This is a genomic window from Candidatus Filomicrobium marinum, from assembly GCF_000981545.1.
Classification (GTDB): domain Bacteria; phylum Pseudomonadota; class Alphaproteobacteria; order Rhizobiales; family Hyphomicrobiaceae; genus Filomicrobium; species Filomicrobium insigne.
In genome coordinates this window covers 2,203,187-2,226,847 of record NZ_LN829119.1, presented here as the reverse complement: position 1 = coordinate 2,226,847, position 23,661 = coordinate 2,203,187, and the positions used below count along the sequence as shown (strand labels likewise).

Here is a 23,661-nt window from a genome sequence, read left to right as displayed (position 1 = left end):
GCCTTTGGCTCGCAAAAGCAGGACTATGATACGACTAAGCGCTTCGCCAGCGTACGGTTTGACGTTGAACTCGCGTTCTGGTCGCTTGGGGCGGCCGCCTCGCCAGTTTCTTGCTCAACTTGCGCTCGTCGGGCAGAAATTGCCCGGTAGCGCTGCACCCGTTCCGCCAACTCTTTCGCACCATCCGCGAAAAGGAGTTCACCCTTCGCGAAGGCCTTCGCACGCAATTCCTGCTGGCGAGCGCTAGCTAGCGCCGAGATCAATTCAACTCGACGCGCACCGATAGCATTTCCTTCACCCTTCTCAACAAAGGCGATCAGGACGGCAAGGTCATGATCCAGTCCCAGCAAATCTGAGAGCTCCTTGGCCAAATTCGCGCGTACGGTTAAGTAGGCCGGCCACGCTTCCGAGAGCAGAAGAGCGTGCCGCCAGTGAGCCTGAACGGTCTTTCTCCAGTCGTGCATCGCGTCATCGTTGGGCCGCTCCTTAGCGGCCGCCAGTGCGCGCTGGCCCGACTTGTAACTGCGCTTCAAACCGACCGGAAGCGGGTCCTTAATCCGGAACTGGACGCTCTTGCCCTTTAGGTCTTTCTTCGCCTCATCCAGCGCGGCGATGGCTGTGGCAACTGACTGATCCGCTACCGTGTCTGTGCCGTCCTCCATGTCTTTGGAGAGCACTTCGGCCAAAGCTTGAAGCGCCTTTTGATGTTGGACATCAGAATCTCCCGCAAGGCTCGCCACAGTTTCGCGCATAACCTGCCGATCGCGCGAAGCCGACAGCATGCGGCCGATATCGCGGAAGCGGGCGTTTTCCCGACGATATCGCTCGTCGCTCAGCGCCGGGCGCACAAGCCGAAGAAGGGCTCGCACGCGTTTCAGGCATTTGCGCGCCTCATGGACGGCAACGCCGTGATCCTGACCTTCAGCGAGTTCTCGACGGGCGCGGCTAATCTGGCTTATGGCGAGACGCCGGAAACCTGCCGCGGCGCTTTCTTTCGTCCGGAAGCAAAATGCCATTTCTGCTCTAAATCAACGTTTGCCAAGTTATAGATATGCCTGCGTTTTCGCAGGTGCATCGCAAAAAGTAATATCGCTATTAATTGGATGAAAGTACAGATCCCAGCCGCTGTGACCAGCTCAGCCATTCTCGGACACGGTCTTCCGGATCCGGATGTGTGATGAAATCGGTAATGACTGCAATACTGTCGGCGCCCTGCTTATGCGCGAGTGTCGCGCGCTCCGGCGTCAAACCACCAATGGCGACGAGTGCAACATCACCGATACGGTTGCGCCATTCCGTGATGCGATCCAATCCCTGCGGAGCCCATTTCATCACTTTGAGCTTGGTTTCGTATATCGGCCCCAGCGCCACATAATCCGGCTCTATACGCAATGCCGTTTCCAATTCGGAATGATCGTGTGTCGAAATTCCAATTCGGAGGCCGGCGGCACGAATGGAAGCGATATCCGCGACCGCCAAGTCTTCCTGACCTAGGTGAACATAATCGGCGCCCAACGCGATCGCGTCCGCCCAGTAGTCGTTGACAATCAGCTGGCACGCGTATTGGCGGGTGATTTCGATGCTCTCTGCAATCTGCCGCTTTACTTCATCGGGCGCAGTATCCTTGAGACGGAGCTGAATTGTGCGCACCCCTAGAGGTACCAGCCTGCGCAGCCAATGAACATCAGGTGCGATCGGATAGAAGGCATCCAGCCCTGCAGCGGATTCACGCGTCATCAGTTGTTACCAGCTCCGCGCGGCAAGGAACCGGAAGGCTCCAGATCAAAAAAAGCTGTTCCTGCGACGGGCGTTGAGGGGGCGGCCATGTCGCGCATCTCCATCAGCCCGGCCTCGTAAGCTTCCCGACCACATTCTATGGCACGGGCGAAGGCGCGCGCCATGCGTACCGGATCGATAGCCTTGGCGACGGCGGTATTCAGAAGGACGGCGTCGAACCCCATCTCCATGGCCTGAGCGGCATGAGATGGAGCCCCAATTCCGGCATCCACGACCAGCGGAATATCCGGGAAATAATTGCGCATAGTTCTCAAGGCGTACGGATTGGCCAGCCCTCGGCCAGTACCAATCGGGGCACCCCATGGCATCAGAACGCGGCAGCCAGAAGCGACTAGGCGATCGGCTGCGCCTAAATCTTCCGTGGTGTAGGGGAAGACTTTGAAGCCTTCGGCATTGAGGGTGGTTGCCGCTTCCACGAGTCCGAAGAGGTCCGGCTGCAACGTGTCATCGTTGGCGATGACCTCGAGCTTGATCCAATCTGTGCCAAAGAGCTCGCGCGCCATCATCGCCGTGGTCACGGCGTCTTTCGCTGTGCGACACCCAGCCGTGTTCGGGAGTACGTGAACACCCAGACGCTTAATAAGCTCCAAGAACCTTTCGCCCATGCGGCCACGTGCGGCCTCTCGGCGCAAAGAAACGGTGACGATACCGCACGCTGATGCTTCGACGGCATCAGCCATGACTTGGGGTGAGGGATAGAGCGCAGTGCCGAGCAGCATGCGCGAAGCAACCGGCTCGTCGTAAAACGTCAAGCCGGTGAGCGCCCTGTGGGTCGTCGTATTCATAACGGTCATCTGCGAGCCTTGTCCTCAACCACCCTGGCGAGCGGACAGAATTTCTATGCGGTCCCCTGGGGTCAGTCGGACTGAGCTGCGTGCCTCGCGCCGCACAAACTCACCATTCACCGCCGTAGCGACGCGTTCATCGACAAAATCAAGCTCCACAATCAAGGCCGCCAAATCAGCGGCGCCGGTTTCTACGTCGGAGCCGTTAACCGACACGTGGATGCCGGGGGTAGTGATTGCAAGCAACGTCGTCTCCTCTTGGTCGTGCTTCACGACTAGAATATTGCTCTTGTTGCGGGTCTTTGAAGGGTGGATGCACCTTGGCATACCACCGCGCGCAGGCCAAATCTGCGGTAAATTTTCTACCGAAGCAAATCTTGCGCTGGCGGGACATGAACCCGGGCTGCTATTGCGGTCAAGACGGAAGACAGTAGGGGGTCGGGGCGGTGCCCATTCGGAGCCGTCCTTTCAACATGTTCGAGCGCAAAGCTGTCTTCAGCATCCGCCTCTCTTGGTGCATTGCAGCCGCGTTCGTTGCCTGACAGGACACTAAAAATGTTTAGCGACCTCATGACTTCCCGCCGTTTCGCACCCTTGTTCTGGTGCCAGTTCCTGTCGGCGCTGAATGACAATTTCATCAAGAACGCACTGGTGATCCTGGTGCTTTTCAAGATCGGCGCGGATTCCGGGGCTTCGCTCGTGACGTTGGCCGGTGCCGTGCTGGTGGTGCCATTCTTCTTCCTCTCCGCTTTAGGCGGGGAGCTCGCCGATAAGTATGACAAGGCCAAAGTGGCGGTCGCCATCAAGCTCGCCGAATTCCCGATCGCCGTCCTGGCCGCCGTTGGCTTTGTGATGAGCGGCAGCACTGATCCGGATATTGCCCGCTGGTCGATACCGGTATTGTTCTCCGCGCTTTTCCTGTTTGGGAGCATGGCGGCGCTTTTCGGACCGATTAAATACGGCATTCTACCCGACCATCTGCAGATCAAGGAGTTGCCGGCGGCCAACGCCTTGGTGGAAGGTGCCACGTTCCTTGCCATCCTCGGCGGCACCATTGCCGGCGGCTATGCGATGACCAGCGAAGCAGGACAGGCTGTTGTTCCAGAGTGGGTGGTCGCCCTTCTGATCGTCTCGTTCGCGTTGTGCGGATGGTTGACGGCCAAATGGATCAAACCAACGGGCGGGCAGCACGATCTGCGGATTACGCCCAACCCGCTCTCATCGACTTTCCGGCTTCTATGGGAATTGCACGCGGAACGGCGCCTATGGATCGGCGGCCTGATCACGTCGTGGTTTTGGACGGCCGGGATTGTTGCATTGTCCTTGCTCCCCACCCTCGTAAAAGATGTCGTCAACGGCACCGAACATGTCGTCACCCTCGGCCTTATTGTCTTCGTCGTCGGCATCGCGATCGGCTCGTTTTTGGCAGCCCGGGCGAGCCACATGCGCCCCAATCTCGCGTTGGTGCCGATTGGCGCTCTTCTCATGGGCCTGTTCTCTCTCGATATCGCGTGGGTTGCTTCGGCGATGACACCGGCGCCTGTGCCGCTTTCGCCCAGCGACCTGCTCAAGACGTTTTCCGGCGTGCGCTTGATGTTCGATCTGGCCGCATTGGCCGCGGCCGGCGGGTTGTTCATCGTACCTGCGTTCGCGGCCGTTCAAGCGTGGGCGAAGCCCGATCACAGGGCGCGCGTCGTGGCTGCCGTCAACATTCTCAATGCGGCTTTCATGTCCTTGGCCACGCTCGCCGTGTTTGCCGCTCAAGTCTATGGTGCAACGGTCGCGATGCTGTTTGCGATTGTCGGCATCGCAGGTCTCATCGTGACGGTAGGGGTTCTGCGTGCATGGGGGCGTGAGGGTGTTCGAGACGTCGCGCGCTTCATTTTCAAAAGCCTGCTGGGCCTCGAAGTAACAGGGCTCGAAAATTTGCCACCTGATGGCGAGCGAGTCATTATCGCGCCCAATCATGTCTCCTTCCTCGACGCGCCGATCCTCTATTCCATTCTACCGGGACATGCCGGCTATGCCATCGATACACAGATGGCGCAGACGTGGTGGATCAGACCATTTCTCACGCTCGCCAAAACCTGGTCCATCGATCCGACACGACCGCTTGGTGCGCGTAGCCTGATTTCCCATGTCAAAGATGGAGAGACGCTCGTGATCTTTCCGGAGGGCCGCTTAACGGTCACCGGTGGTCTGATGAAGGTCTACGACGGCACAGCCATGATTGCGGACAAGAGCGATGCGGTCGTGGTGCCGGTACGTATAGACGGCCCCGAGCGCTCTCCATTCGGCTATATGAACCGCATGCAGACGAAGAAGGTGTGGTTGCCGAAGACACGCGTCTCGATCCTGCCTCCCGTCAAACTGGACGTACCGGAGGACCTCAGAGGGCGCGCGCGACGCCAATCGGCGGGGGCACGGCTCCAGGACATTATGGTCGAGGCCGCCGTCGCGACTGCGTCAACGGAGCAGACGCTGTTCCAAGCTCTGGCGGAAGCCCGGAGAACTCGCGACACGGGCCGCGCTGCGATCGAAGATCCGCTCGGTACGAAATTATCCTACGCCAAGCTCATCACGTCAGCGCAAGTGCTCGGTGCCAAGCTGAAACCGCTGGCTGGCATCGGCGAAAGCGTCGGTGTGCTGCTGCCGAATTCCGCTGGCGTCGCCGTGACCTTCTTTGCCCTACAGACGATAGGTCGCGTGCCGGCGATGCTCAATTTCACCGCCGGCAGCAGCAATCTGATCTCTGCCTGCAAAGCCGCTAAGATCAAAGTCATTCTCACGTCGCGTGCGTTTATCGAAAAGGCACGCCTTGGTGACGTGGTTGCTTCGCTATCGGAGCATACTCGTATCATCTATCTGGAAGATGTTCGCGCGAGCATCTCTGCGGGCGATAAACTTCGCGGCGTGATGGCGGGGTCGTCTCCGCAGGTGAAACGCAAGCCTGACTCCCCCGCCGTTATTCTGTTTACGTCGGGCAGCGAAGGCGCTCCCAAAGGGGTCGTGCTGTCTCACCGAAATATGCTGGCCAACGCGATGCAATCGCTCACGCGCGTGGCGGTGAACGGTCAGGATCGCGTGTTCAACGTGCTGCCCGTCTTCCACTCGTTCGGCCTTACGGCGGGGCTCGTGATGCCGCTCGTGGCAGGCGTGCCGGTGTTCCTCTATCCGACGCCACTGCACTACCGCATCGTGCCGGAACTCGTTTATCAGACCAACGCGACGATCCTGTTCGGCACCGACACCTTCCTCAACGGCTACGCGCGTACGGCGCATCCTTATGATTTCGCGCGCGTGCGTCTCGTGCTCGCTGGCGCAGAGCCGATCAAAGATCGCACACGCTCGCTCTACATGGACAAGTTCGGCGTTCGCATTCTGGAAGGCTATGGCGTTACCGAGACGGCACCTGTGCTGGCTATCAACACACCCCTTGCCAACAAGGCGGGAACCGTCGGCCGGCTTTCACCTCTGATGGAGGCGCGGCTGGAACCGGTGCCCGGAATCGAAGAAGGTGGGCGGCTATTCGTTCGCGGTCCCAACGTCATGCTCGGCTATCTGCACGCGAGTAATCCCGGCGTTCTCGAACCGCCGGAGAATGGCTGGCACGACACAGGCGACATCGTCACCATTGACGAGAACGGGTTCATCACCATTCGCGGCCGCGCCAAGCGCTTTGCCAAAATCGGTGGGGAAATGGTGTCCCTTGCAGCCGTCGAGGCGCTTGCAACGGAGCTATGGCCCAGCGCCACGTCGGTGGTGGTCGCGCTTCCCGATCAACGCAAAGGCGAACGGCTTATTCTGATGACGAACGAAGCCAAGGCCACACGCGCTGAATTCCTGGCGCACGCTCGCGCCTCCGGGGCCAACGAGCTCTCGGTCCCTGCAGAAGTGTTAGTCGTTTCAGCGGTTCCGCTTCTTGGCAGCGGCAAACCCGACTATCCGGCAGCGCTGGTGCTTGCGAAGGAGCGGCTCGGTCTGGCTGATATTAACGCGGCCTGAGGGTGAACAACTCTCAAGCGTTGTAATGTCAGATGCACTTGAGGCTGCGCTCTTTGCGCCGCCTCATCGGCCGTCGCTCTCTGCAAAGCCTGCAATATTCCTTCGGCGGACATCCTCTGAGAGTTCAGACACCTTCCGCCGCATACTTTTGTTGTCGAGGTCCTGCTTGGCGAGCTGGGTGAAGTTAGAAATATGATGATGGAGCAAGCTATAGGTGTTGGCGAACGCAGCCAGCTTATTTCCATCACTGCCTTCCGTGCGCGAGGGATCCGGCATACCCCAATGTTCCGTTATAGGATTGCCCGGCCAGACGGGGCATGTTTCAGCGGCGGCCTCGTCGCAAAGCGTAAAGACAAAATCAAACTCCGGGGCGCCCGGTTCTGTAAACTCATCCCAAGATTTAGAGCGTAGCCCGTCCGTCTTGAGACCGTAATTTTTGAGAATCTTGATGGCAAAGGGATTGATCTGGCCTGCCGGGGCGCTTCCTGCGCTGTAGGCGTTAAATGCACCCTGACCGAGCGAGTTCATCAAACACTCACCGATAACAGAGCGTGCTGAATTGTGCGTGCACAAGAAGAGCACGTTGTAGGGCCTCTCATCAATCATGACGCTCTTCTCCTTCACAAACGCATTCTAAATTTCGATCGGGTTGCCAGCCTTCGCCGCATAGTTCCGGGTGTCCGCCACAGCAGTCCTCTGTGAGATACGTCAGCAGGGCACGTACCCCTTCGACCTGAACCGCGTAGCGGATGTAACGCCCATCGCGCCAGGAGCGCAGCAAGCCCGCGCGGTCGAGTTCCTTTAAGTGAAATGACATTGCCGTCGGACCGACCCCGATGGCCTTGGCGATGTCGCCAGCTGCCATCCCTGACGGACCGCGCGCCACCAGCAGGCGGAACAGCGTGAGTCGGCTTTCATGAGCCAGAGCTGACAGCGCTCGTACTACGTCCTGTGTCTCCATAATTTCATTGTTACAATAATCCTTGAATTGTTCAATTGTTATTTTGAGAGACCTGGGACGTTCAGCAGTTCGGGAGGCTGGAGAGCGTTCGAGGACGTCTGGTCAGCGATGGCGTTCGCGATGGTTATTGCGAACGCCTAGGCTGCCGCGCTGAAGGCCGCGCACTCTGGCTCGATCGCGTTTGCTGAGCATGCGACACTGCGTTGACACGCTTCCGGACACCGTGTCTGCGATTGCAATTGTGCGCGACCAGAATTTCAGGTGTTCAAACGATTTTACGCACGGATTTGAAATCGCGGGGCCAAGGGACGCGCTCGCCATCACGATATTCGCTCGTTTCGCGTGCTCCACCTTGGGCACAGCACAATTCAGAGGGACCCACCGATGCACCTTTTCAATCCCGAGAACCGCACCCGGTCTGCCGAGCATATCCGCATCTACATTCTCTTCGAGATCTGGTACACGTTCGTCGATTTTACGGCTGCGCTTTGCTTCCTCATCGGGAGCGTTCTTTTCTTTTGGGACAGCACCATGTTTGTAGGAACGTGGTTGTTTGTTGTGGGTTCTGCCTTCTTTGCTTTGAAGCCAACGCTGCGATTGCTGCGCGAGTTGAAATATCTGAGCATGGGGGAGATCCCTCCAGCTCCCGAAAGCATCCCCTGACGCTTTACACTCACGCTCAGGTTTGACCGACACACAGCTGCCTTTGATCTCGCGGCGATATCGGGCCATAAGCTTCGCAACGCACATGCCCGCCCCAATCCTGCCAACCGGCGGCGCGTGCCCTGCAGAACAGACAGCGGAGGTAAGTAACGATGGATCACTGGACCATCTATCTTTCGGGCGAAATCCACACCGACTGGCGCGCGCAGATCGAGTCCCAGGCGCTTGCTGCCGGTTTGCCAGTTTCGTTCACGGCACCGGTTACAAACCACGAATATTCCGACGATTGCGGCGTCGCCATCCTTGGATCAGAACCGAACAAGTTCTGGCACGATCACAAAGGTGCGCAGATGAACGCAATTCGCACGCGTACGCTTATTGAGAACGCCGACCTCGTGATTGTGCGCTTCGGCGACAAGTACAAGCAGTGGAATGCGGCCTTTGATGCCGGCTATGCCAGCGCGCTCGGAACGCCGATGATCATCATGCACGAGCCGGAAAATGCGCATGCGTTGAAAGAGGTCGACGCGGCGGCTTTGGCAGTTGCACGGACTGTCGATGAGATCGTTGCCATCTTGCGGTACGTCATCGCCGGCGAACTGAAGCTCACGAAGGCCGCCGCAGAGTAAGGCGTGGCGAAAGAGACCGGCGTGCGCGTTTCTCAATTGCGAGCCGCGCACGCAGGTCAAGTCTGCTGCTGCAGAAGGGGCGAGAAGCCCCTTCCGATGAGCAACGAAAATGGCTCGACGACCTAGCGTTCCGCGAACGCCTTTTCGATTACCTACTCACCCGGCTCTCCGCTCGACGCTTCAAAATAATGATCCTGCTCATCGGTTCCTTATCTGCGATCATGCGCGCGTTCCGTCGGCTTACCGGGTGACGTGATGCTCGGGAGTTTCTCCGCCATCTTGGCGTTGAGGACATCTTTCAGCCGGACGTCATTCAACAGATTGTTATGGGAAAGTTTTCCTGACGACGGCGCACGTATTCTGCGAGCGGCGGGGGATCCAACCACAGCCGAGATGTTTGACCGCATTACAAACAAGGCTATTAGGGTTGGCGTCTTCGTTTCCCTCACCTTCCTCATAGATGGCGAAATGTACTTCGGCCAAGACCGGCTTGATTTCGTCGCTGAGCGCCTAGGAGTTTCATGATGAGCTTGCCGATTGTCATCGTCGGCGCAGGTCAAGCTGCGGCCCGCGCCATCGAAACATTGCATGGCCTCTCATGCGGGCGGCGCATCGTGCTTGTCGGTTCTGAACCCCACCTACCCTATCAACGTCCACCGCTCTCCAAAAAATTTCTGACGGGGGACGCAACCGAGGAGCAGCTTTGGCTCCAAGGGGAAGCATTCCTTGAAAAGGCGGACGTGGACTTCCGGCGCGGTGAAACGGCGCTCGAGCTCGACGTTACGGCGCGGAATGTGACGTTGTCCGGTGGCGAGACACTTGCATATCATCAGCTCCTCATCGCCACAGGGTCGCAGCCACGGCGGCTCAACCTCGCTGGCGAAGAGCTTGCGGGCGTGCACACCCTCTATTCGATTGCGGATGTGCAACGCCTTGGCGCCGGCCTCGAGGACGCGCAGCGTGTCGTCATTATCGGCGGAGGGTATATTGGCCTCGAAGTCGCCGCGTCACTGATCAAGCTCGGCAAGGATGTCACCGTGCTCGAACAGCAGGACCGCCTCCTGTCGCGTGTCGTCAGCCCAGTGCTATCTGATTTCTTCAAACAGCTACACGAAGGGCATGGTGTTACGCTACGGTTTAATGCCCGCGCGCAACGTATCGAGGGCGACACGGACGCCACGGGCGTGATGCTGGATGATGGCAGTGTAATCAGCGCCGACCTCGTTCTCGTCGCGGCTGGCGCGGTGGCCAATGATCAGATTGCGCGCGAGGCCGGACTTGCCTGTGACAATGGAATCTTTGTCGACGAGGCCTGCCGCGTTGCGCCGCATGTTTTTGCCGCTGGCGACTGCGCGCGCTTCCCGTCCCGGCGCTACGGCCGCCACTTGAGACTTGAAAGTGTGCAGAATGCCAACGATCAGGCACGTGCGGCAGCAACGGCCATGTGCGGAGACGAGGTCAGGTATGATCCGGTTCCGTGGTTCTGGTCCGATCAGTACGACGTGAAGCTACAGATTGCTGGCCTTTCAGATGGTCACGACCGGGTTTCAGTTGAAGGCGATCCGAAGGCGAACTCCTTTGCGGTATCCTATTGGCGCGGTCCGCAGCTTCTCGCCGTTGACGCGATCAACACGCCGCGCGCCTTCATGCAGGCCCGCCGAACCTTGCAACAGCCCCCGTCTCAATCAACGCCTTCGATGGCGGCCTCCGGTTAAACGGTCTGTCGGGGCTCAAGCACGCTCTCATTTGAAAACCTAACGCGGCTCATCTGCTGACGCGCGTGGCCGGGACAAACGTCAGGGATGTCGAGTGCTCCGGCTTTAACCGCGCCAGAGCTTTTGCTTCCCATCCCTCCATGGACCGCACGAACCCCATATAGGCCTCCGGACCAAGGTCGATATCGGTCGCGAGCCGGTGAAGACGGCCCGCCATCCGGGCCTCATAGATTAGCTGCGCCATGCCGCGCCCCTAGCTTTCCTTGCATGAGAACGCATTATGGGCGGCCGAATGATCCGTAGCCAGATCTATTTTGGCGCAGGCTAAGCAAGAACATGGACGAGAAAGGGGCCGCCCTACGAGAACGGCCCTGCTGGTAATCTGGAAGCGTCTCGGCTCTGGACGCTTCGCCGTAACGCGTCAGATCCGGAAGACCGCGCCCGAAACGGAGCGGGCACGCTCGCGGACCTTTCCGCCATCGTTGCCGGACTTCACGATCCACTTACCATTCGCGGCACGACCCGTAATGATTCCGACGTGGTGACGCCACACGACGACTGCTCCGACTTGCGGCGACGTCGGACGGCCATACTTGCGCCAGTTCCAAGCAACGTTGAATTCAGGGCCGCCACCCAACTGTGTGCGCATCCACCAGCCGCACCACCTCGACGGACGTGGGCCTACGCCACGGCTCGCCATCGGTGCGGCACTGACCTTGGTCGTAGAATATGTCCGCGCTTTTTTCTGAGGTTTGGAATTTACATTGCCGAAGTTTGCACCCAGCGAACTCCGACCAGAAGATCTCGCGTAAGATGGGCCATCGACTTTATCGAACATGCCCCCCGTAGACATTTGCGCAGAAGCCGGACCAATACCGGCGCCTACTAGAAGTCCCGCTACCGCGGCAAAGATCTTCATGTTCATCATTACGCTCCTACTACCTGTTGTTTTTTTTCGGGAGCGCACCGGCACCAACATTGAGGCGAAAAAGTGAGGGTACGTCGTGAGCGCGTCAAAACGCCTCGCCGTAGAGTAAATGTAGAGCCCTGACCGTCTGTGACCTGGAAAATCAATAATTTGTCCCGTTTCATGGGACCGATGCAGCGTCGGGTTGTAGGTAAACGTGCTTCATAACACTGATTTGAAGATAACTTCATTCGACGCGGGCACGTATTCGGGCGATTCTGAGTCAGATTCGAAGTGCCGCAGGGCGGGGGCATGCATCAGATGCGGCTCGGAAATACCGAGACTACTTGGTCGCGACTTGGGTTGCAGACGGGACTAGCGCTCGTACTGCTGCTGAGCTGTGTCACCTTGATCCTAGCTCAGACGCCAGCATCATACGCTTCGGACACCACAACCTATAATTGCCATTCACGCACGCTCGAATTGCGTAGTGGCAATACGGAGCATGGCTCAGTCTGTTGTCGTCGTTTGGGGTTGTGCCCATCACATACATTCTCGGGACTGAACACCGGCTCCCCGCTCAGCATTCCTGCGCCCCGCAACGATCAAGCTTGGAATTTTCTGGTTGGCGCACCGCTGCGCGGGCTCACCTTGGCACCAGAGCCTCCCCCTCCGAGACGCCACGTCTAGCTCACTCTATCGCCCAATCTGATTTTCAACTTGGCGGGTCACCACGCCCGCGAGAGGGGATTTGTGCCCTTCGCTCGGAGGTCTTTCACATGTTGTATCATCCTGAGCGTATTAGCGTGCCGCTCATCACACCCGCTTTCCGTTCCCGTATCAGTCGTCGGATGGTGTGCTCAGCCGCGGCTCTCGCAGCTCTAACGTCATCGTTCCTTGCACCTCAGGTTCACGCGCAAGGTTTTTTCGATAGCATGGCTCAGTCGCGGATCAGCAAACAGACTGTCCGGCTAAATACGGAGTACCCGGCAGGCACAATCATTGTCAGCTTTGGTGATCGTCGGCTTTACCGGATTGAGGAAGGGGGGCAGGCAACCTCATACCCAATTACCGCCCCTGCCAAATACGCGAATTGGGAGGGAACGCTTCCCGTCACCATGAAGCGGGTCAACCCATCGTGGCGGCCAACGCCGTCCATGATCCGCAAGAATCCGAAACTACCGAGTTACGTGCCAGGTGGTCATCCGCAGAACCCGTTGGGCGTTCGTGCCCTTTATCTTGGCGACACGCTCTATCGCATTCACGGCACGGACGCTCCGTGGACAATTGGGGAAGCCGTCTCTGCGGGTTGTATCCGAATGTATAATGAGGACGTTAAGGACCTCTACAGCCGAACAAAAATCGGCGCAAAAGTCATCGTGACGCGAAAAAAATTCCAACCTGAGCGCGTTGCGGCACGGTGACACGCAAAATTTTTTCTTGTTGGCGGATCGGGAATACCGTCCCTGATCCGCCGAACTTGACGATCTGCGTATTGTCCCGCGACGGCAAAGCATGAAATTCGTTTTTACGATTCAATCTATTCGCGCTGAAATTGCGTCGATTGAGCGCCTCGAGGGGCCCGTTGACTGTTCTGTTAAAGGGGCGCACATGATGCTTATTCAAAAACGGCCACGGTGGCGGCGGCTCGAAACACGCTAACTGATTTTGCGTATTGAGAGCTTCTGCCATCCAGAGAAACACTGGAAACAGGGCCAGCCTTCGCGTCAAAGAGGGCGCCTTTCCAATACCTACGCAATTCTTTAGGGGATCTGGTCGATAACCGTTCTGGTCCCTTGAACACCAGACCTGTGATCGGAGATGCGATCGTGAGCGCTTTTTACGAAGAAACCGTTCTGTCGGTCCGCCACTGGACTGACACGCTGTTCAGCTTCACCACGACACGTAGTCCCTCGTTCCGCTTCGAGAACGGACAGTTCACGATGATGGGACTTGAGACAGAAGGTGGTCGGCCGTTGATGCGCGCATATTCGCTCGTCAGCCCAAACTACGAAGAGACCCTGGAATTCTTTTCGATCAAAGTTCCTGACGGGCCGTTGACTTCGCGCCTTCAACACATCCGCGAAGGCGACCGCATTCTGGTGTCGAAAAAGCCCGTTGGCACACTTATTATCGATAACCTTAAACCAGGGCGAAATCTGTTCTTGTTCAGCACGGGAACCGGACTTGCTCCATTCATGAGCATCATCCGTGATCCTGCGACGTATGAACGTTTCGAGAAGGTTGTTCTCGTGCATGGCTGCCGGCAGGTGGCCGAGCTAGCTTACAGCGAACGGATCGGCAGAGAACTTCCCGAGGACGAGTTCATCGGCGAACTCGTGCAGGGGCAGCTTATCTATTATCCTACGGTGACCCGCGAGCCCTTCGAAAATCGTGGCCGGATCACCGATCTTGTGACCAGCGGAAAGCTGTTCTCAGATCTCACGTTGCCACCGATTGACCCCGAACTTGATCGCGCCATGTTGTGCGGCAGCCCCGAGATGCTTCGGGAAATGACGCAAATTCTGGAAGATATGTCCCTCACCGAGGGGAACAGCGGAACGCCCGGCGAATATGTGATCGAAAAGGCGTTCGTCGAAAAGTGACGATCGAACAAACGCGCACCTGAGAGCCGCATATCATAGGCTTGTCGAAGCGGTTTCGCCCGGAGCGGAACCGCTTTTTTACTGAAGCGCTATTGGCGGGCGCACCTCAGATGACTTCACCTCTGGTGAGCTCATCCTCGGCATCATCAATCGAAAATCCGAGGTTTTCGAACCCATTGGTGAGGTAGTCCGCGAGCAGAGGAAGCCCCAGCAGATAATCCGCCGTCGGGTTCGTACGCTCTTCGCGTGCAGTCCTTAGCGCCTCGCCAAATTCTTCCGGTTCAAACGTCCCGCGCCCGACCCATGCTATGGCAACGAGCTCGGCTTGCTCATCATCGTTCAGTTCGGCGATGAAGGTCGCAAGTTCGGTGCGCACCGGATCATTCGCGAGGTTTTCCAGTATTGCATCGCTGACGTCATTTTCGTCGCTCGCATCCGGAGCGTTCCAGGAATCAACTTTTGCGTCGAACTCGCGGGCCTTGATAATGACATAAGCGACTTTTTCGGGTGTGATATTGAGATCCACCTGATTGCTGTCCATGTGTCGTCTCCTAACGCAGCAATGCGAGAGCTTTCTACGCTCTGCCTCAAGAAGCGGCTGCGGGCTTTGATCGACCTCAAAGCGCTACCCGCCTCCCAAACCTCAATGAGGCGAACTCAGCCAAACAACGCACCACGACGTAATTGGTTGAGTTTCATCTTGTCTGGTGGTTTCACATCTCTGTTTGGAACGTCTGTCACGCTTGACCGTTAACGCGGATTTGCAACAGTGGACCGCAAGATTGCGGACCGACATCGAGCGTTGTCACTGGAGGGTAGCTCAAGAATGGCTTCAACGGTCCCGGAAGCGAATGGCGCCCAAGCGGACGTAATCACGTTTCTAGAAAACCCGGCGAACTATGCGCCTGCGCCGGAAGGCGTCGACCGCATCGATACACATGGGGCCATCGTTTTCCTTGCCGGCGACTATGCCTACAAGATGAAACGCGCCGTACGCCTTCCCTATCTCGACTTTTCGACGCTTGACCAACGGCTGAGGGCCTGCAATCGCGAGTTCGAGCTCAACACAAGAATTGCTCCTGAACTTTATCTTCGCGTCTGCCCGATCCTTAGGCAGCCCGATGGGATGCTGTCCTGGCAGGGTGCAGGAGAGATCGTTGAATACGTCCTGATCATGAGACGTTTCGAGCAAAGCCAGCTCTTGGATGAAATGGCTATCGCGGGGAAGCTCGATGAAAAGCTTATGGTCCCGCTCGCCCATCACATCGTCGACACGCACGGAAGTGCCACCGTCCATAAAGACGTTGATCCAGCGAAGAGCTTTGAAACCATCCTGGAGCACGTGACCGCTGCACTTACCCGCGACATCAGCCCGATCCCTGTTGACGACGTGGCAGCTTACAGGGCTGCAGCTTCAGCGGCGCTCCGCGAGACCACGCCGTTGATGCGAGAACGGGCGCGCCAAGGCTTCGTGCGGCGGTGTCATGGGGACATGCACTTGCGCAATATAGTGCTTCTCGAAAGCGGGCCGACGCTGTTCGATGCACTCGAATTTGACGAGACCCTGGCAACGATCGACGTGCTCTACGGCCTCGCCTTTCTGCTCATGGACCTTTACCGGCGAGGTATGCGCCGTCACGCATGCCAGCTCTTCAATCAATATCTGCAGGATCAATCCGGCATTCGCCACCTGGAGGGCCTAGCTCTTCTGCCGTTCTTCTTATCCTGCCGGGCGGCGATACGCGCGATGGTGGGTTTGGATAGAAAAGCCAATGTCTCCCAAGACCGGACAGCTGCGATCGATGACGATGTAAGGCAGTATTTTGCATTTTCCCGACAGTTTTTGAAGCCGCCCCGGGCTCGTCTGATCGTGGTCGGTGGATTATCTGGAACGGGCAAAACCACGGTAGCGCGCATGCTCGCGCCCGACATCGAACCTGTTCCCGGCGCGCTGCATCTGCGCAGCGACGTGGAACGCAAGCTCATGTACGAATGGGATCCGGAGGAGCCTCTGCCTGAGTCTGCGTATGCGGAAAAGGTAACGGCGCACGTTTATCAACGGCTTGGAGATAAGGCCGAGTGCGCTCTAAGAGCTGGCCACTCAGTTATCGTCGATGCGGTTTTCGCGACGGAGAGCGAACGCAGGGATATTGAAGCGCGCGCCCGGAAAGCCGACGCCGAATTCTTAGGCCTATGGCTAACTGCGCCGGCTGATGTTCTGTATGCCCGCGTTTCCGCGCGCGAAGGGGACGCCTCAGACGCTGACGTTCAAGTCGTCCACCAACAGCTTTCTTACGATATAGGAGTGGTCGACTGGCAGCATATAGACGTTGACGCCGGCCCAGACGAGGTCCGTTTGCGTGCTGCCAAAATCATAGGATTGCCGCAGCACAATTAGCGCTTATTAGTTTCCGACTTCGAGTTCAAATCGGTTCGGTGGAACAATGATATCGTGAAAAGAGATTGGAGCATCACGGAATGTGAAGCTCCTGGCCTTTATTCTAATGGCCACTTCACCTGGTTTGCAGCCCAACGTTTCTGCCTGTTTCGGATCCAGTTCGCAGCGTGAAATCAGATGCGTGGAACGAAATGTCGGGGCATTGAACCGCTCATGCAAGAAAATCCGAAGATTTTTTCCAGCGAGAATCGCCGGAGGTGTATCGAGGATCGGACGAAAACGCTGGCCATCGACATAAAGGTCCGACCACAACCGAAATTCATCCGCTACCGACACCACGCGCGAAATCTTCACATAACTCGGGGATTCCCCCAAAAATTTTGACCAGTCACCTTTCTCTTTCACTTCCTCGACGAAAAGTTCCCTGGTTTCCCAGGGCATTAGCCCAGATCCATCCGGGTTACGAAAACGGAAGTACCATACTGTTGAACCTTGTTCGCGCGTTTGGGAAACGAATGTCCCAGAACGCCGAGACCGCTCTACCAGGCTCGCATTCTGCAGAGCCCGCATTGCAGCCTGCACTGTGCCAACACTGATATTGAGCTCGTGACTCAGTTCTTTTTCCGTGGGGAGCCGGTCTCCGGAACGCCAGTACCCCCGCTCAATCAATTCTGAAATAGCATTCACCAAAGCCTGAATTTTGGAGATGCCGGCTTCCGCAGAAAAATTTGACAGGGTGCGTATGAGCACGTCAAACCGTGCGGTGTCACGCTGATCAGACCGCGTAAAAGGCACTGTAACCTCATGGTTTTGCGCAAGATTATTTTCAGTATCAGCCATAGCAATAACCCGTCTTTCGTGATGGAAACTATACTGCAATCTAAAGACGCATACCAAAAAGACGTATGATTTAGATCAAGACGGTTGATCTTTAATACCCTTGTCGGCGATCCGCGCAAATATGCGTGTGTCGGATACGGACGGATAAGACCCGCACATGTAATTGGCAGCCCACTGGGCGGAGATGCACAGTTTGGCAGATTTTTTGCCCAGCGCTTAAATAATTTTCTGTGCGTCGGCGAGGCGTTGTCACACTTCAGTGACACCTCACTGGCATCTACTAGCTCCGCCGTGATAGTGGCTCGCATTCTGGGTAATTGGCAAAGTTCCGGGCCAGCGGAATTTATGGCAGAGTTCTCCTTGTGCGCACTGCCATCGTTCGAGGGATCATATGTTCATCAGTGTGCTTGAAATTTTTAAAATCGGCATCGGACCGTCGAGTTCACACACGATGGGGCCGATGGTGGCTGCCAATCGGTTCCTTGATGAATTGCGGACAGGCAAGGGCACAAGCGTTGCCCGCCTTGGCGTGACGCTCTACGGATCGCTTGCGTTTACCGGGAAAGGACATGCGACTGACCGGGCTGTCATCTTGGGGCTGGCCGGTCTTTTGCCAGAGGTGCTTGATTACGACCACGCGGAGGCGACGCTCGCAGCAATCTCCGGCACAAAACAAATTAGTGCGCCTGGGCTGCCTACGTACAGTTTCGATCCGGCCGTGGATATCGTTTTTGATTATGGTCCGGCCCTGCCGGGCCACGCCAATGGCCTGTGGCTTCATGCCTACGATCAGGACGGCCAGGAGATTCACGCGACGATCTATTATTCGATCGGCGGCGGTTTCGTGCTCACTGCGGACGAACTTGAAGCCGGGGTGACCTTATGCACAGAGCCCGCAATTCCGAAGCCTTTCCCATTCAAGAGCGCGCAGGAGATGCTTCGATTAGGCAAGGAGTCGGGCAAGAGCATTCTTGAGATGAAGCGCGCCAATGAGCTTTGCCTGAACGGGGAAGAAGAGCTAACGCACCGGCTCGATAAAATCTGGTCGGTTATGAACGATTGCATCGAGCGTGGGCTCGCGACTGAAGGGACGTTACCGGGCGGGCTGGCCGTCAAACGCCGCGCCAGCGCCATCTATAAAAAATTAAGTCAACATCGCTCCAATGCTCTCTATGCACATGAGATCAATGATTGGATTTCCACCTTTGCCATGGCAGTGAACGAAGAGAACGCTGCAGGCGGACAGGTCGTGACAGCCCCAACGAACGGTGCGGCCGGCGTTATTCCGGCAGTGATCCGGTATTACCTTGAGTTTTGCCCCGGGGCGCAGCAGAGCGACGTGCGAGATTTTCTGCTGGTCGCCGCTGCTATCGGAGGCCTAATCAAACACAACGCTTCGATATCTGGAGCTGAAGTCGGGTGCCAGGGCGAGGTGGGCTCCGCTTCCGCGATGGCGGCGGCAGGCTTGTGCGCCGTTCTTGGAGGCACAAACGAGCAGATTGAGAACGCGGCAGAGATCGCACTTGAACATCATCTCGGCATGACTTGCGACCCCGTGAAAGGATTGGTGCAGGTTCCGTGCATCGAACGCAACGGGTTCGGCGCTGTTAAAGCTGTGACGGCTGCGTCTCTTGCACTCAAGGGAGATGGGTCACATGTGGTCGAATTGGACAAGTGCGTTGAGACAATGCGACAGACGGGCTTCGACATGAGCCTCAAGTATAAGGAAACATCTACGGGCGGGTTGGCTGTGAACGTCGTAGCCTGCTGAAGCATCGCGACTTTGCCGTTGCGAGGGAACCTGTAACGATCATTTAGCGGCGCGGAGCCTTCGTTTGCTCGAAATTTTGGTGGCCATTGCGCCGATTTTTCTCCTTATCGTGCTTGGCCATATTCTGCGCAGGGGCGACATCCCCAGCCTTGAGTTCTGGAGTCTGAACGACCGATTGGTCTATTGGGTGCTCCTTCCATCTCTATTGTTTCAGAAGACCTCTACCAACGAATTTTCGCCAGATCTTATCGGCTCGTATGCCGTTGTGATCCTTGGATCGTTTGCGGTCGTGTTTGTTTGCGCGCTGCTGGTTTTGCGCGTGATGACGATTTCCCCGGCGGCGGGGACTTCGTTTCTGCAAGGCGCTGTTCGCCACAACATGTTCATCGCCTTGGCGGTCGCTGGATCGCTCTACGGTCCGACAGGGCTTGCGCTGGCGACGCTCATTCCGGCCCTTCTCATTCCGGTCACGAATATAGCGATCGTGACGGCCATGGTCGCCATGCTGCACGACGGTGAGGAAAAGGGCTTAACGCGGCATATCCTGCGGGACCTCGTACGGAACCCGTTGATCATCGCGATCGGATTAGGTGTCCTGACGAATATGCTGACCGACGGGCCTGTCCCGGTGTTGAATGAGGCCGCAACCCTTCTGGGGAATGCGTCGCTGCCCGTGATGCTACTTTGCGTAGGCGCCAATATTCGTGTGCGCGGCTTGGAGACGGCCGTCGTCCCGATGTTGATATCCTGCGTTATAAAACTCGTCATATTCCCCGCTGCGATCCTGGTGCTCGCTATTCTCATGGGCCTTTCCGAGATGGAGACCGTCGTCGCGCTTCTTTTCGGCGTGGTGCCCACATCTGCTTCGTCTTACACATTCGCGAAGCAGATGGGTGGAGACGCGCCACTCATGGCGGCGATCGTGACACTGCAGACCGTCTTTGCTTTCCTCACTATGCCTCTAACCCTCACGCTGGCCCGGCAATTTATGTAGTCCGCAAAGTGCCACAAGGTCTTGCCTGAGTGCTCACAAAGGCTATTGAGATAGCGCATAAGCGTACATCAGCAGACTGGCCGCCACGCCGTCAGCCGAAATCCATGACATGCGGGCAGATATCGTTTGTCTTGTCCGCCAACGAGACAACGTCATGCAAAAGGAAAAAGAGCACGTCGCCCTGATATCGGTGCTGGCAAGCGGCGGTTTGGCGATCGTCAAGTTTGTGATCGGCTTCATGACGGGCAGTATCGGTCTGATCTCGGAGGGCGTTCATTCTTCCTCGGATTTTGTCGCGACCCTGATCACTTGGTGGGCCGTCCGCGTCAGCCACAAACCCGCCGATGACGACCATCACTTCGGCCACGGCAAAATGGAAAGCATGGCGGCGCTATTCCAGGTCGTTTTGCTTTTTGGCGCTGCCGGATGGATCGCTTATGAAGCGATCAAGCGGCTTCTCGGTGAATCCCACGTCATTGAAGGCGCTTGGATGGCTATCGCCGTTCTGGTCGGCTCCATCATTGTCGACTTCTGGCGCGTACGGGCTCTCCGTAAGGTCGCTAAAGCCACGGGTAGTCCGGCACTCGAAGCGGACGCGCTGCATTTCCTTTCGGATATGCTGTCTTCCGGCGTCGTGCTAATCGGCATGATTTTCGTCGCGTTCGGGCAAATGTCGGCTGATGCTGTTGCAGCTCTCATTGTGGCCTGTTTCATTATTTTTGCGGCGTTTAAGCTGGGGCGTCAGACTTTTGACACGCTGGTTGACACGGCGCCTGAAGGGGCTAGCCGCGCCATTGCCGCGCACGTTGAAAGGATCCCTGAAGTTCTGGCTGTTGAGCGAACCCGTGTACGTAGCGCAGGCGCGACGCTCTTTGTTGAACTCGCTGTCGCCGTCAGCCGGTCACTTCCCCTTGACCATGTCTCGGCGCTAAACGCTCAGATCGTCGAAACGGTCCAGAATGAATTTCCCAACGCCGAGGTGATCGTCGTTGCAGAGCCGCGCGCGGTCGACGATGAAGCCATTGAAACGCACCTGCGCGTGATTGCCGCGAATCTCGGCGCCGCCATCCATCGCCTGACGATCCAACGGGTGGCCGGACGGCTTTCGATCAGCGTCGACATCGAGGTTCAAGCCGATCTCAGCGTCGACCAAGCTCACGATGCCGCCAGCGAACTCGAAGCCGCCATCCGCAAAGAACTCGGCGATGACATCGAAATCGATACGCACATCGAGCCCATGGCAGCGAACTGGCTGTCCGGCAAAGAAATCCCGGACGAGCGCTATCGCACGCTGAAAGACTCGCTCATTGCTTCAGCCGATGAAGGCGGCGTCGTGCGGGACGTGCACAACGTGCGTATTCGCTCGACCGAGCTTGGCCTTATCATGAACTTCCACTGCCGGTTGCCGCCGGACATGCTGGTGAGCGATGCCCATACGGCTGTCGATGAAGTGGAGCGGCGTGTACGTTCGCTCCATCCCGATGTTGTACGGGTTGTCGGGCATGCCGAACCGCAGCGTGCGATTTAGGCATGCCCGTTGCCCGGAGACGGCAGGCAGCGGCCGGCTTATTTCTTCTTCATCGAGGCGATGTAGTCGGAAATTCGGGTTTTGAGCCCCGGCTCCATGACCGAGCGGGCTAATTCGGCGAGATCAGAATCCCGGCGATCGTCGTTCGTCAGTTGCAGGACGCGTTCCAGTCGCGACGCACTCAGAATGGATGCGGCTTCCGTTGCTTCTGTCACCAGTTGCGGCCAGTTATCCTGTTCCGCAATTCCCGTTAGGAAGCCGATGCGCAGAGCTTCGTTAGCTTCCAAGATCTTGGACTTCGACAGCACATCACGGGCATTGTCCCGGCCGATGACTTCGGCCAATCGCCGCGTGCCCAACACGACACCAAAACGCAAGCCCGGCATGCGGAAGCGCGCGCCTGGCGCAGCGATACGATGCGTGCACGAGGCGACCAAATCGGCGGCTGCGCCGAAGCAGGGTCCGTGCACAAGAGCCATCGTCACGAACGGAGCATAGTGCACTGCCTGGAGAAGTGCCTCAACACGCAAGAAGCGCAGAGCGAGATCGCCCTCTGTCTGTTCTTCCAGGCCAGTAAAGTCGAAACCTCCCGAAAAGCCCTTACCCGCGCCACGGAACACGACGAGACGCGTTCCGTCGCCCCGGCAGACTTCAAGCGCAGAGAGAAGTTCTTCGACAATACCGCTATCGAGCGAGTTGAGCTTGGCTGGCCGTGACAACGTCAGCGTTGTCGTTGTTCCGTCCTTGCTAACCTCGACGCTGTTCGCGTCGAGCCGTTCATCTATGGTCATAGACAGGTCTTAGCTTTCCTGTTGCGTTTCGGAGTTTCCGAGCTTCAACGACCGGTTCCACCCTGCGCCACGACGCGTGCAGGCGAGCTGAGCCACTCCTCGAATACCTCTTCGGTGTGAGCACCGAGTTGTGGAGGCTCACGGGAGATCTCAAACTCGTATCCCGTCATCTTCACCGGATAAGCCGTTGTGCACGTCTGAACGCCATTCGGCAACCGCAACTCATGTATCAGTCCCATTTCACGGACATGCGGATCAGCCAGGATCTCCCGATAGGTGTTGATGGGCGCCGACGGGACCCCGCGGCGATCCATCTCCTCGAGCCACTCGCTCGCAGACTTTTGGGAAAACGGAGTATTTAGGATTTCCGCCAACGCCTCCTGATTTTGGGCGCGGTCAAGCTGAGTTTTGAAGCGTGGATCTTCGGTCAGCTCGGGCAAACCGACAGCTTCGGCAACCTGCTTCCAAAGCTCATTGTTACCGGCGGCGATCACGAAATAATCGTCGCTGGCGCGATAGGCTTGGTAAGGCGCGTTGCGCGGATGCGCGGAGCCCAGGCGCCGCCCGTCACGACCGGTGCCGAAAAACTCACTGGTCTGGAGCGCTGCAACGCCGACGAGCGAGCCCAGCATCGAGCAATCAATGTAGGCCCCTTCACCCGTTTCGCGGGCACGCATCAAGGCCGCGAGGATCGTGTAAGCCCCGTACAGACCAGCGCAGAAGTCGCCGACCGGCACGCCGCATTTTACAGGCGGGCGTCCCTCTTCTCCTGTCACGCTCATCAGGCCGCTCATAGCCTGCACCGTCACGTCGAAAGCACCGCGCTGCGCATATGGGCCGGTTTGCCCGAAACCCGATATGGAGCAATAGACGAGACGAGGGTTGAGGCGACTGGCCTCATCATAGCCGAGCCCGAGCCGACGCAACACGCCAGCGCGGAAGTTCTCGATGATCACATCGCTGGCAGCCATCAATTCCTTGAGGTGCGCGATGCTCGGCTTGTCCTTCAGGTCGACGGCGATAGAACGCTTGTTGCGATTAAGCGAAGCGAAGTTCTCGCTGTAGACCTCGCCATCCGGGCTCGGCGTCAATGGCGGCCAACCGCGCATGCCGTCGCCCCCGACTGGATTTTCCACCTTAACGACGTCAGCTCCAAGGTCGGCCAACAGCGAGCCCGTAAACGGGCCCGCTGCGATTTGACCGAACTCAAGAACCTTCACTCCGGCGAGTGGCCCGTTGGGCCCTCTGCTCTTAGCCATTTCTTGTTGTCC

General features: G+C 57.5%; 23 protein-coding genes. 11 read left to right on the top strand and 12 right to left on the bottom strand.

The window, feature by feature from the left end:
* Positions 1-23: 23 nt before the first annotated feature.
* The 4 genes from YBN1229_RS10490 to thiS all read right to left on the bottom strand — a co-directional run bounded on the left by YBN1229_RS10490 (position 24) and on the right by thiS (position 2,828).
* Positions 24-1,016: a CHAD domain-containing protein gene (locus YBN1229_RS10490; RefSeq protein WP_052743855.1), complete on the bottom strand. Its 993-nt coding sequence runs from the start codon at positions 1,014-1,016 to the stop codon at positions 24-26.
* Positions 1,017-1,095: 79 nt separating this feature from the next.
* Positions 1,096-1,737 (bottom strand): thiamine phosphate synthase, encoded by a 642-nt coding sequence (locus YBN1229_RS10485; RefSeq protein WP_046478272.1) that lies wholly within the window; start codon positions 1,735-1,737, stop codon positions 1,096-1,098.
* Entirely contained in the window at positions 1,737-2,582 is an 846-nt protein-coding gene (locus YBN1229_RS10480; protein ID WP_046480262.1) for a thiazole synthase, read from the bottom strand. Before YBN1229_RS10480 ends, YBN1229_RS10485 begins: the two co-directional genes overlap by 1 nt.
* A 24-nt stretch (positions 2,583-2,606) precedes the next feature.
* A complete protein-coding gene (gene thiS, locus YBN1229_RS10475; RefSeq protein WP_244466767.1) occupies positions 2,607-2,828 on the bottom strand; it encodes a sulfur carrier protein ThiS in 222 nt (73 codons plus the stop codon).
* Positions 2,829-3,137: 309 nt separating this feature from the next.
* On the opposite strand from thiS, the gene YBN1229_RS10470 reads away from it, so the two are divergent.
* Entirely contained in the window at positions 3,138-6,587 is a 3,450-nt protein-coding gene (locus YBN1229_RS10470) for an acyl-[ACP]--phospholipid O-acyltransferase (protein WP_046478271.1), read from the top strand.
* Between the two features lie 63 nt (positions 6,588-6,650).
* Here the strand turns inward: YBN1229_RS10470 and YBN1229_RS10465 are convergent, their stop codons facing one another.
* Complete coding sequence (locus YBN1229_RS10465) at positions 6,651-7,193, bottom strand: arsenate reductase ArsC (RefSeq protein ID WP_172655238.1); 543 nt, start codon at positions 7,191-7,193, stop codon at positions 6,651-6,653.
* Positions 7,186-7,548, bottom strand: coding sequence for an ArsR/SmtB family transcription factor (locus tag YBN1229_RS10460; RefSeq protein ID WP_046478270.1), 363 nt, complete (start codon positions 7,546-7,548; stop codon positions 7,186-7,188). Before YBN1229_RS10460 ends, YBN1229_RS10465 begins: the two co-directional genes overlap by 8 nt.
* Before the next feature lie 384 nt (positions 7,549-7,932).
* On the opposite strand from YBN1229_RS10460, the gene YBN1229_RS10450 reads away from it, so the two are divergent.
* The 4 genes from YBN1229_RS10450 (at position 7,933) to YBN1229_RS10435 (ending at position 10,555) form a co-directional block, all read left to right on the top strand.
* On the top strand, positions 7,933-8,211 hold the full coding sequence (locus YBN1229_RS10450) for a YrhK family protein (protein ID WP_076605313.1): 279 nt from the start codon (positions 7,933-7,935) through the stop codon (positions 8,209-8,211).
* A gap of 152 nt (positions 8,212-8,363) precedes the next feature.
* Complete coding sequence (locus YBN1229_RS10445; protein ID WP_046478268.1) at positions 8,364-8,840, top strand: YtoQ family protein; 477 nt, start codon at positions 8,364-8,366, stop codon at positions 8,838-8,840.
* A 255-nt stretch (positions 8,841-9,095) separates the two neighbouring features.
* Positions 9,096-9,365, top strand: coding sequence for a hypothetical protein (locus tag YBN1229_RS10440; RefSeq protein WP_046478267.1), 270 nt, complete (start codon positions 9,096-9,098; stop codon positions 9,363-9,365).
* Complete coding sequence (locus YBN1229_RS10435; protein WP_244464898.1) at positions 9,362-10,555, top strand: NAD(P)/FAD-dependent oxidoreductase; 1,194 nt, start codon at positions 9,362-9,364, stop codon at positions 10,553-10,555. Before YBN1229_RS10440 ends, YBN1229_RS10435 begins: the two co-directional genes overlap by 4 nt.
* Before the next feature lie 49 nt (positions 10,556-10,604).
* Here YBN1229_RS10435 and YBN1229_RS10430 read toward each other — a convergent pair whose 3' ends face one another.
* A complete protein-coding gene (locus YBN1229_RS10430; protein WP_046478266.1) occupies positions 10,605-10,799 on the bottom strand; it encodes a hypothetical protein in 195 nt (64 codons plus the stop codon).
* Positions 10,800-10,976: 177 nt separating this feature from the next.
* Positions 10,977-11,483, bottom strand: a complete 507-nt coding sequence (locus YBN1229_RS19145) for a hypothetical protein (RefSeq protein WP_244464897.1) — start codon at positions 11,481-11,483, stop codon at positions 10,977-10,979.
* A gap of 758 nt (positions 11,484-12,241) precedes the next feature.
* Between YBN1229_RS19145 and YBN1229_RS10420 the strand changes: the two genes are divergently transcribed.
* The gene (locus YBN1229_RS10420) at positions 12,242-12,886 is read left to right on the top strand and encodes a L,D-transpeptidase (RefSeq protein ID WP_046478265.1); all 645 of its coding nucleotides are present in this window, start codon (positions 12,242-12,244) and stop codon (positions 12,884-12,886) included.
* Positions 12,887-13,291: 405 nt separating this feature from the next.
* Positions 13,292-14,068 (top strand): ferredoxin--NADP reductase, encoded by a 777-nt coding sequence (locus tag YBN1229_RS10415; protein ID WP_046480257.1) that lies wholly within the window; start codon positions 13,292-13,294, stop codon positions 14,066-14,068.
* A gap of 106 nt (positions 14,069-14,174) precedes the next feature.
* Here the strand turns inward: YBN1229_RS10415 and YBN1229_RS10410 are convergent, their stop codons facing one another.
* Positions 14,175-14,609, bottom strand: a complete 435-nt coding sequence (locus YBN1229_RS10410; RefSeq protein ID WP_046478264.1) for a DUF3775 domain-containing protein — start codon at positions 14,607-14,609, stop codon at positions 14,175-14,177.
* A 285-nt stretch (positions 14,610-14,894) separates the two neighbouring features.
* Here YBN1229_RS10410 and YBN1229_RS10405 point away from each other — a divergent pair, with 285 nt between their 5' ends.
* On the top strand, positions 14,895-16,466 hold the full coding sequence (locus YBN1229_RS10405) for an AAA family ATPase (protein ID WP_046478263.1): 1,572 nt from the start codon (positions 14,895-14,897) through the stop codon (positions 16,464-16,466).
* A gap of 6 nt (positions 16,467-16,472) precedes the next feature.
* On the opposite strand, the gene YBN1229_RS10400 is transcribed toward YBN1229_RS10405, so the two are convergent.
* A complete protein-coding gene (locus tag YBN1229_RS10400) occupies positions 16,473-17,306 on the bottom strand; it encodes a GntR family transcriptional regulator (protein ID WP_046478262.1) in 834 nt (277 codons plus the stop codon).
* A gap of 391 nt (positions 17,307-17,697) precedes the next feature.
* On the opposite strand from YBN1229_RS10400, the gene YBN1229_RS10395 reads away from it, so the two are divergent.
* The 3 genes from YBN1229_RS10395 to YBN1229_RS10385 all read left to right on the top strand — a co-directional run bounded on the left by YBN1229_RS10395 (position 17,698) and on the right by YBN1229_RS10385 (position 21,599).
* On the top strand, positions 17,698-19,077 hold the full coding sequence (locus YBN1229_RS10395; RefSeq protein ID WP_046478261.1) for an L-serine ammonia-lyase: 1,380 nt from the start codon (positions 17,698-17,700) through the stop codon (positions 19,075-19,077).
* A gap of 64 nt (positions 19,078-19,141) precedes the next feature.
* Entirely contained in the window at positions 19,142-20,071 is a 930-nt protein-coding gene (locus YBN1229_RS10390) for an AEC family transporter (protein WP_046478260.1), read from the top strand.
* A 154-nt stretch (positions 20,072-20,225) separates the two neighbouring features.
* On the top strand, positions 20,226-21,599 hold the full coding sequence (locus YBN1229_RS10385; RefSeq protein WP_046480256.1) for a cation-efflux pump: 1,374 nt from the start codon (positions 20,226-20,228) through the stop codon (positions 21,597-21,599).
* Positions 21,600-21,637: 38 nt separating this feature from the next.
* Here YBN1229_RS10385 and YBN1229_RS10380 read toward each other — a convergent pair whose 3' ends face one another.
* Both YBN1229_RS10380 and YBN1229_RS10375 read right to left on the bottom strand, forming a co-directional pair.
* Positions 21,638-22,390, bottom strand: coding sequence for an enoyl-CoA hydratase/isomerase family protein (locus YBN1229_RS10380; protein ID WP_052743854.1), 753 nt, complete (start codon positions 22,388-22,390; stop codon positions 21,638-21,640).
* 44 nt (positions 22,391-22,434) lie between these two features.
* Positions 22,435-23,649 carry a CaiB/BaiF CoA transferase family protein gene (locus YBN1229_RS10375; protein ID WP_046478259.1) on the bottom strand — a complete coding sequence of 405 codons (1,215 nt, stop codon included), beginning with the start codon at positions 23,647-23,649 and terminating at the stop codon, positions 22,435-22,437.
* Between the last annotated feature and the right edge of the window lie 12 nt (positions 23,650-23,661).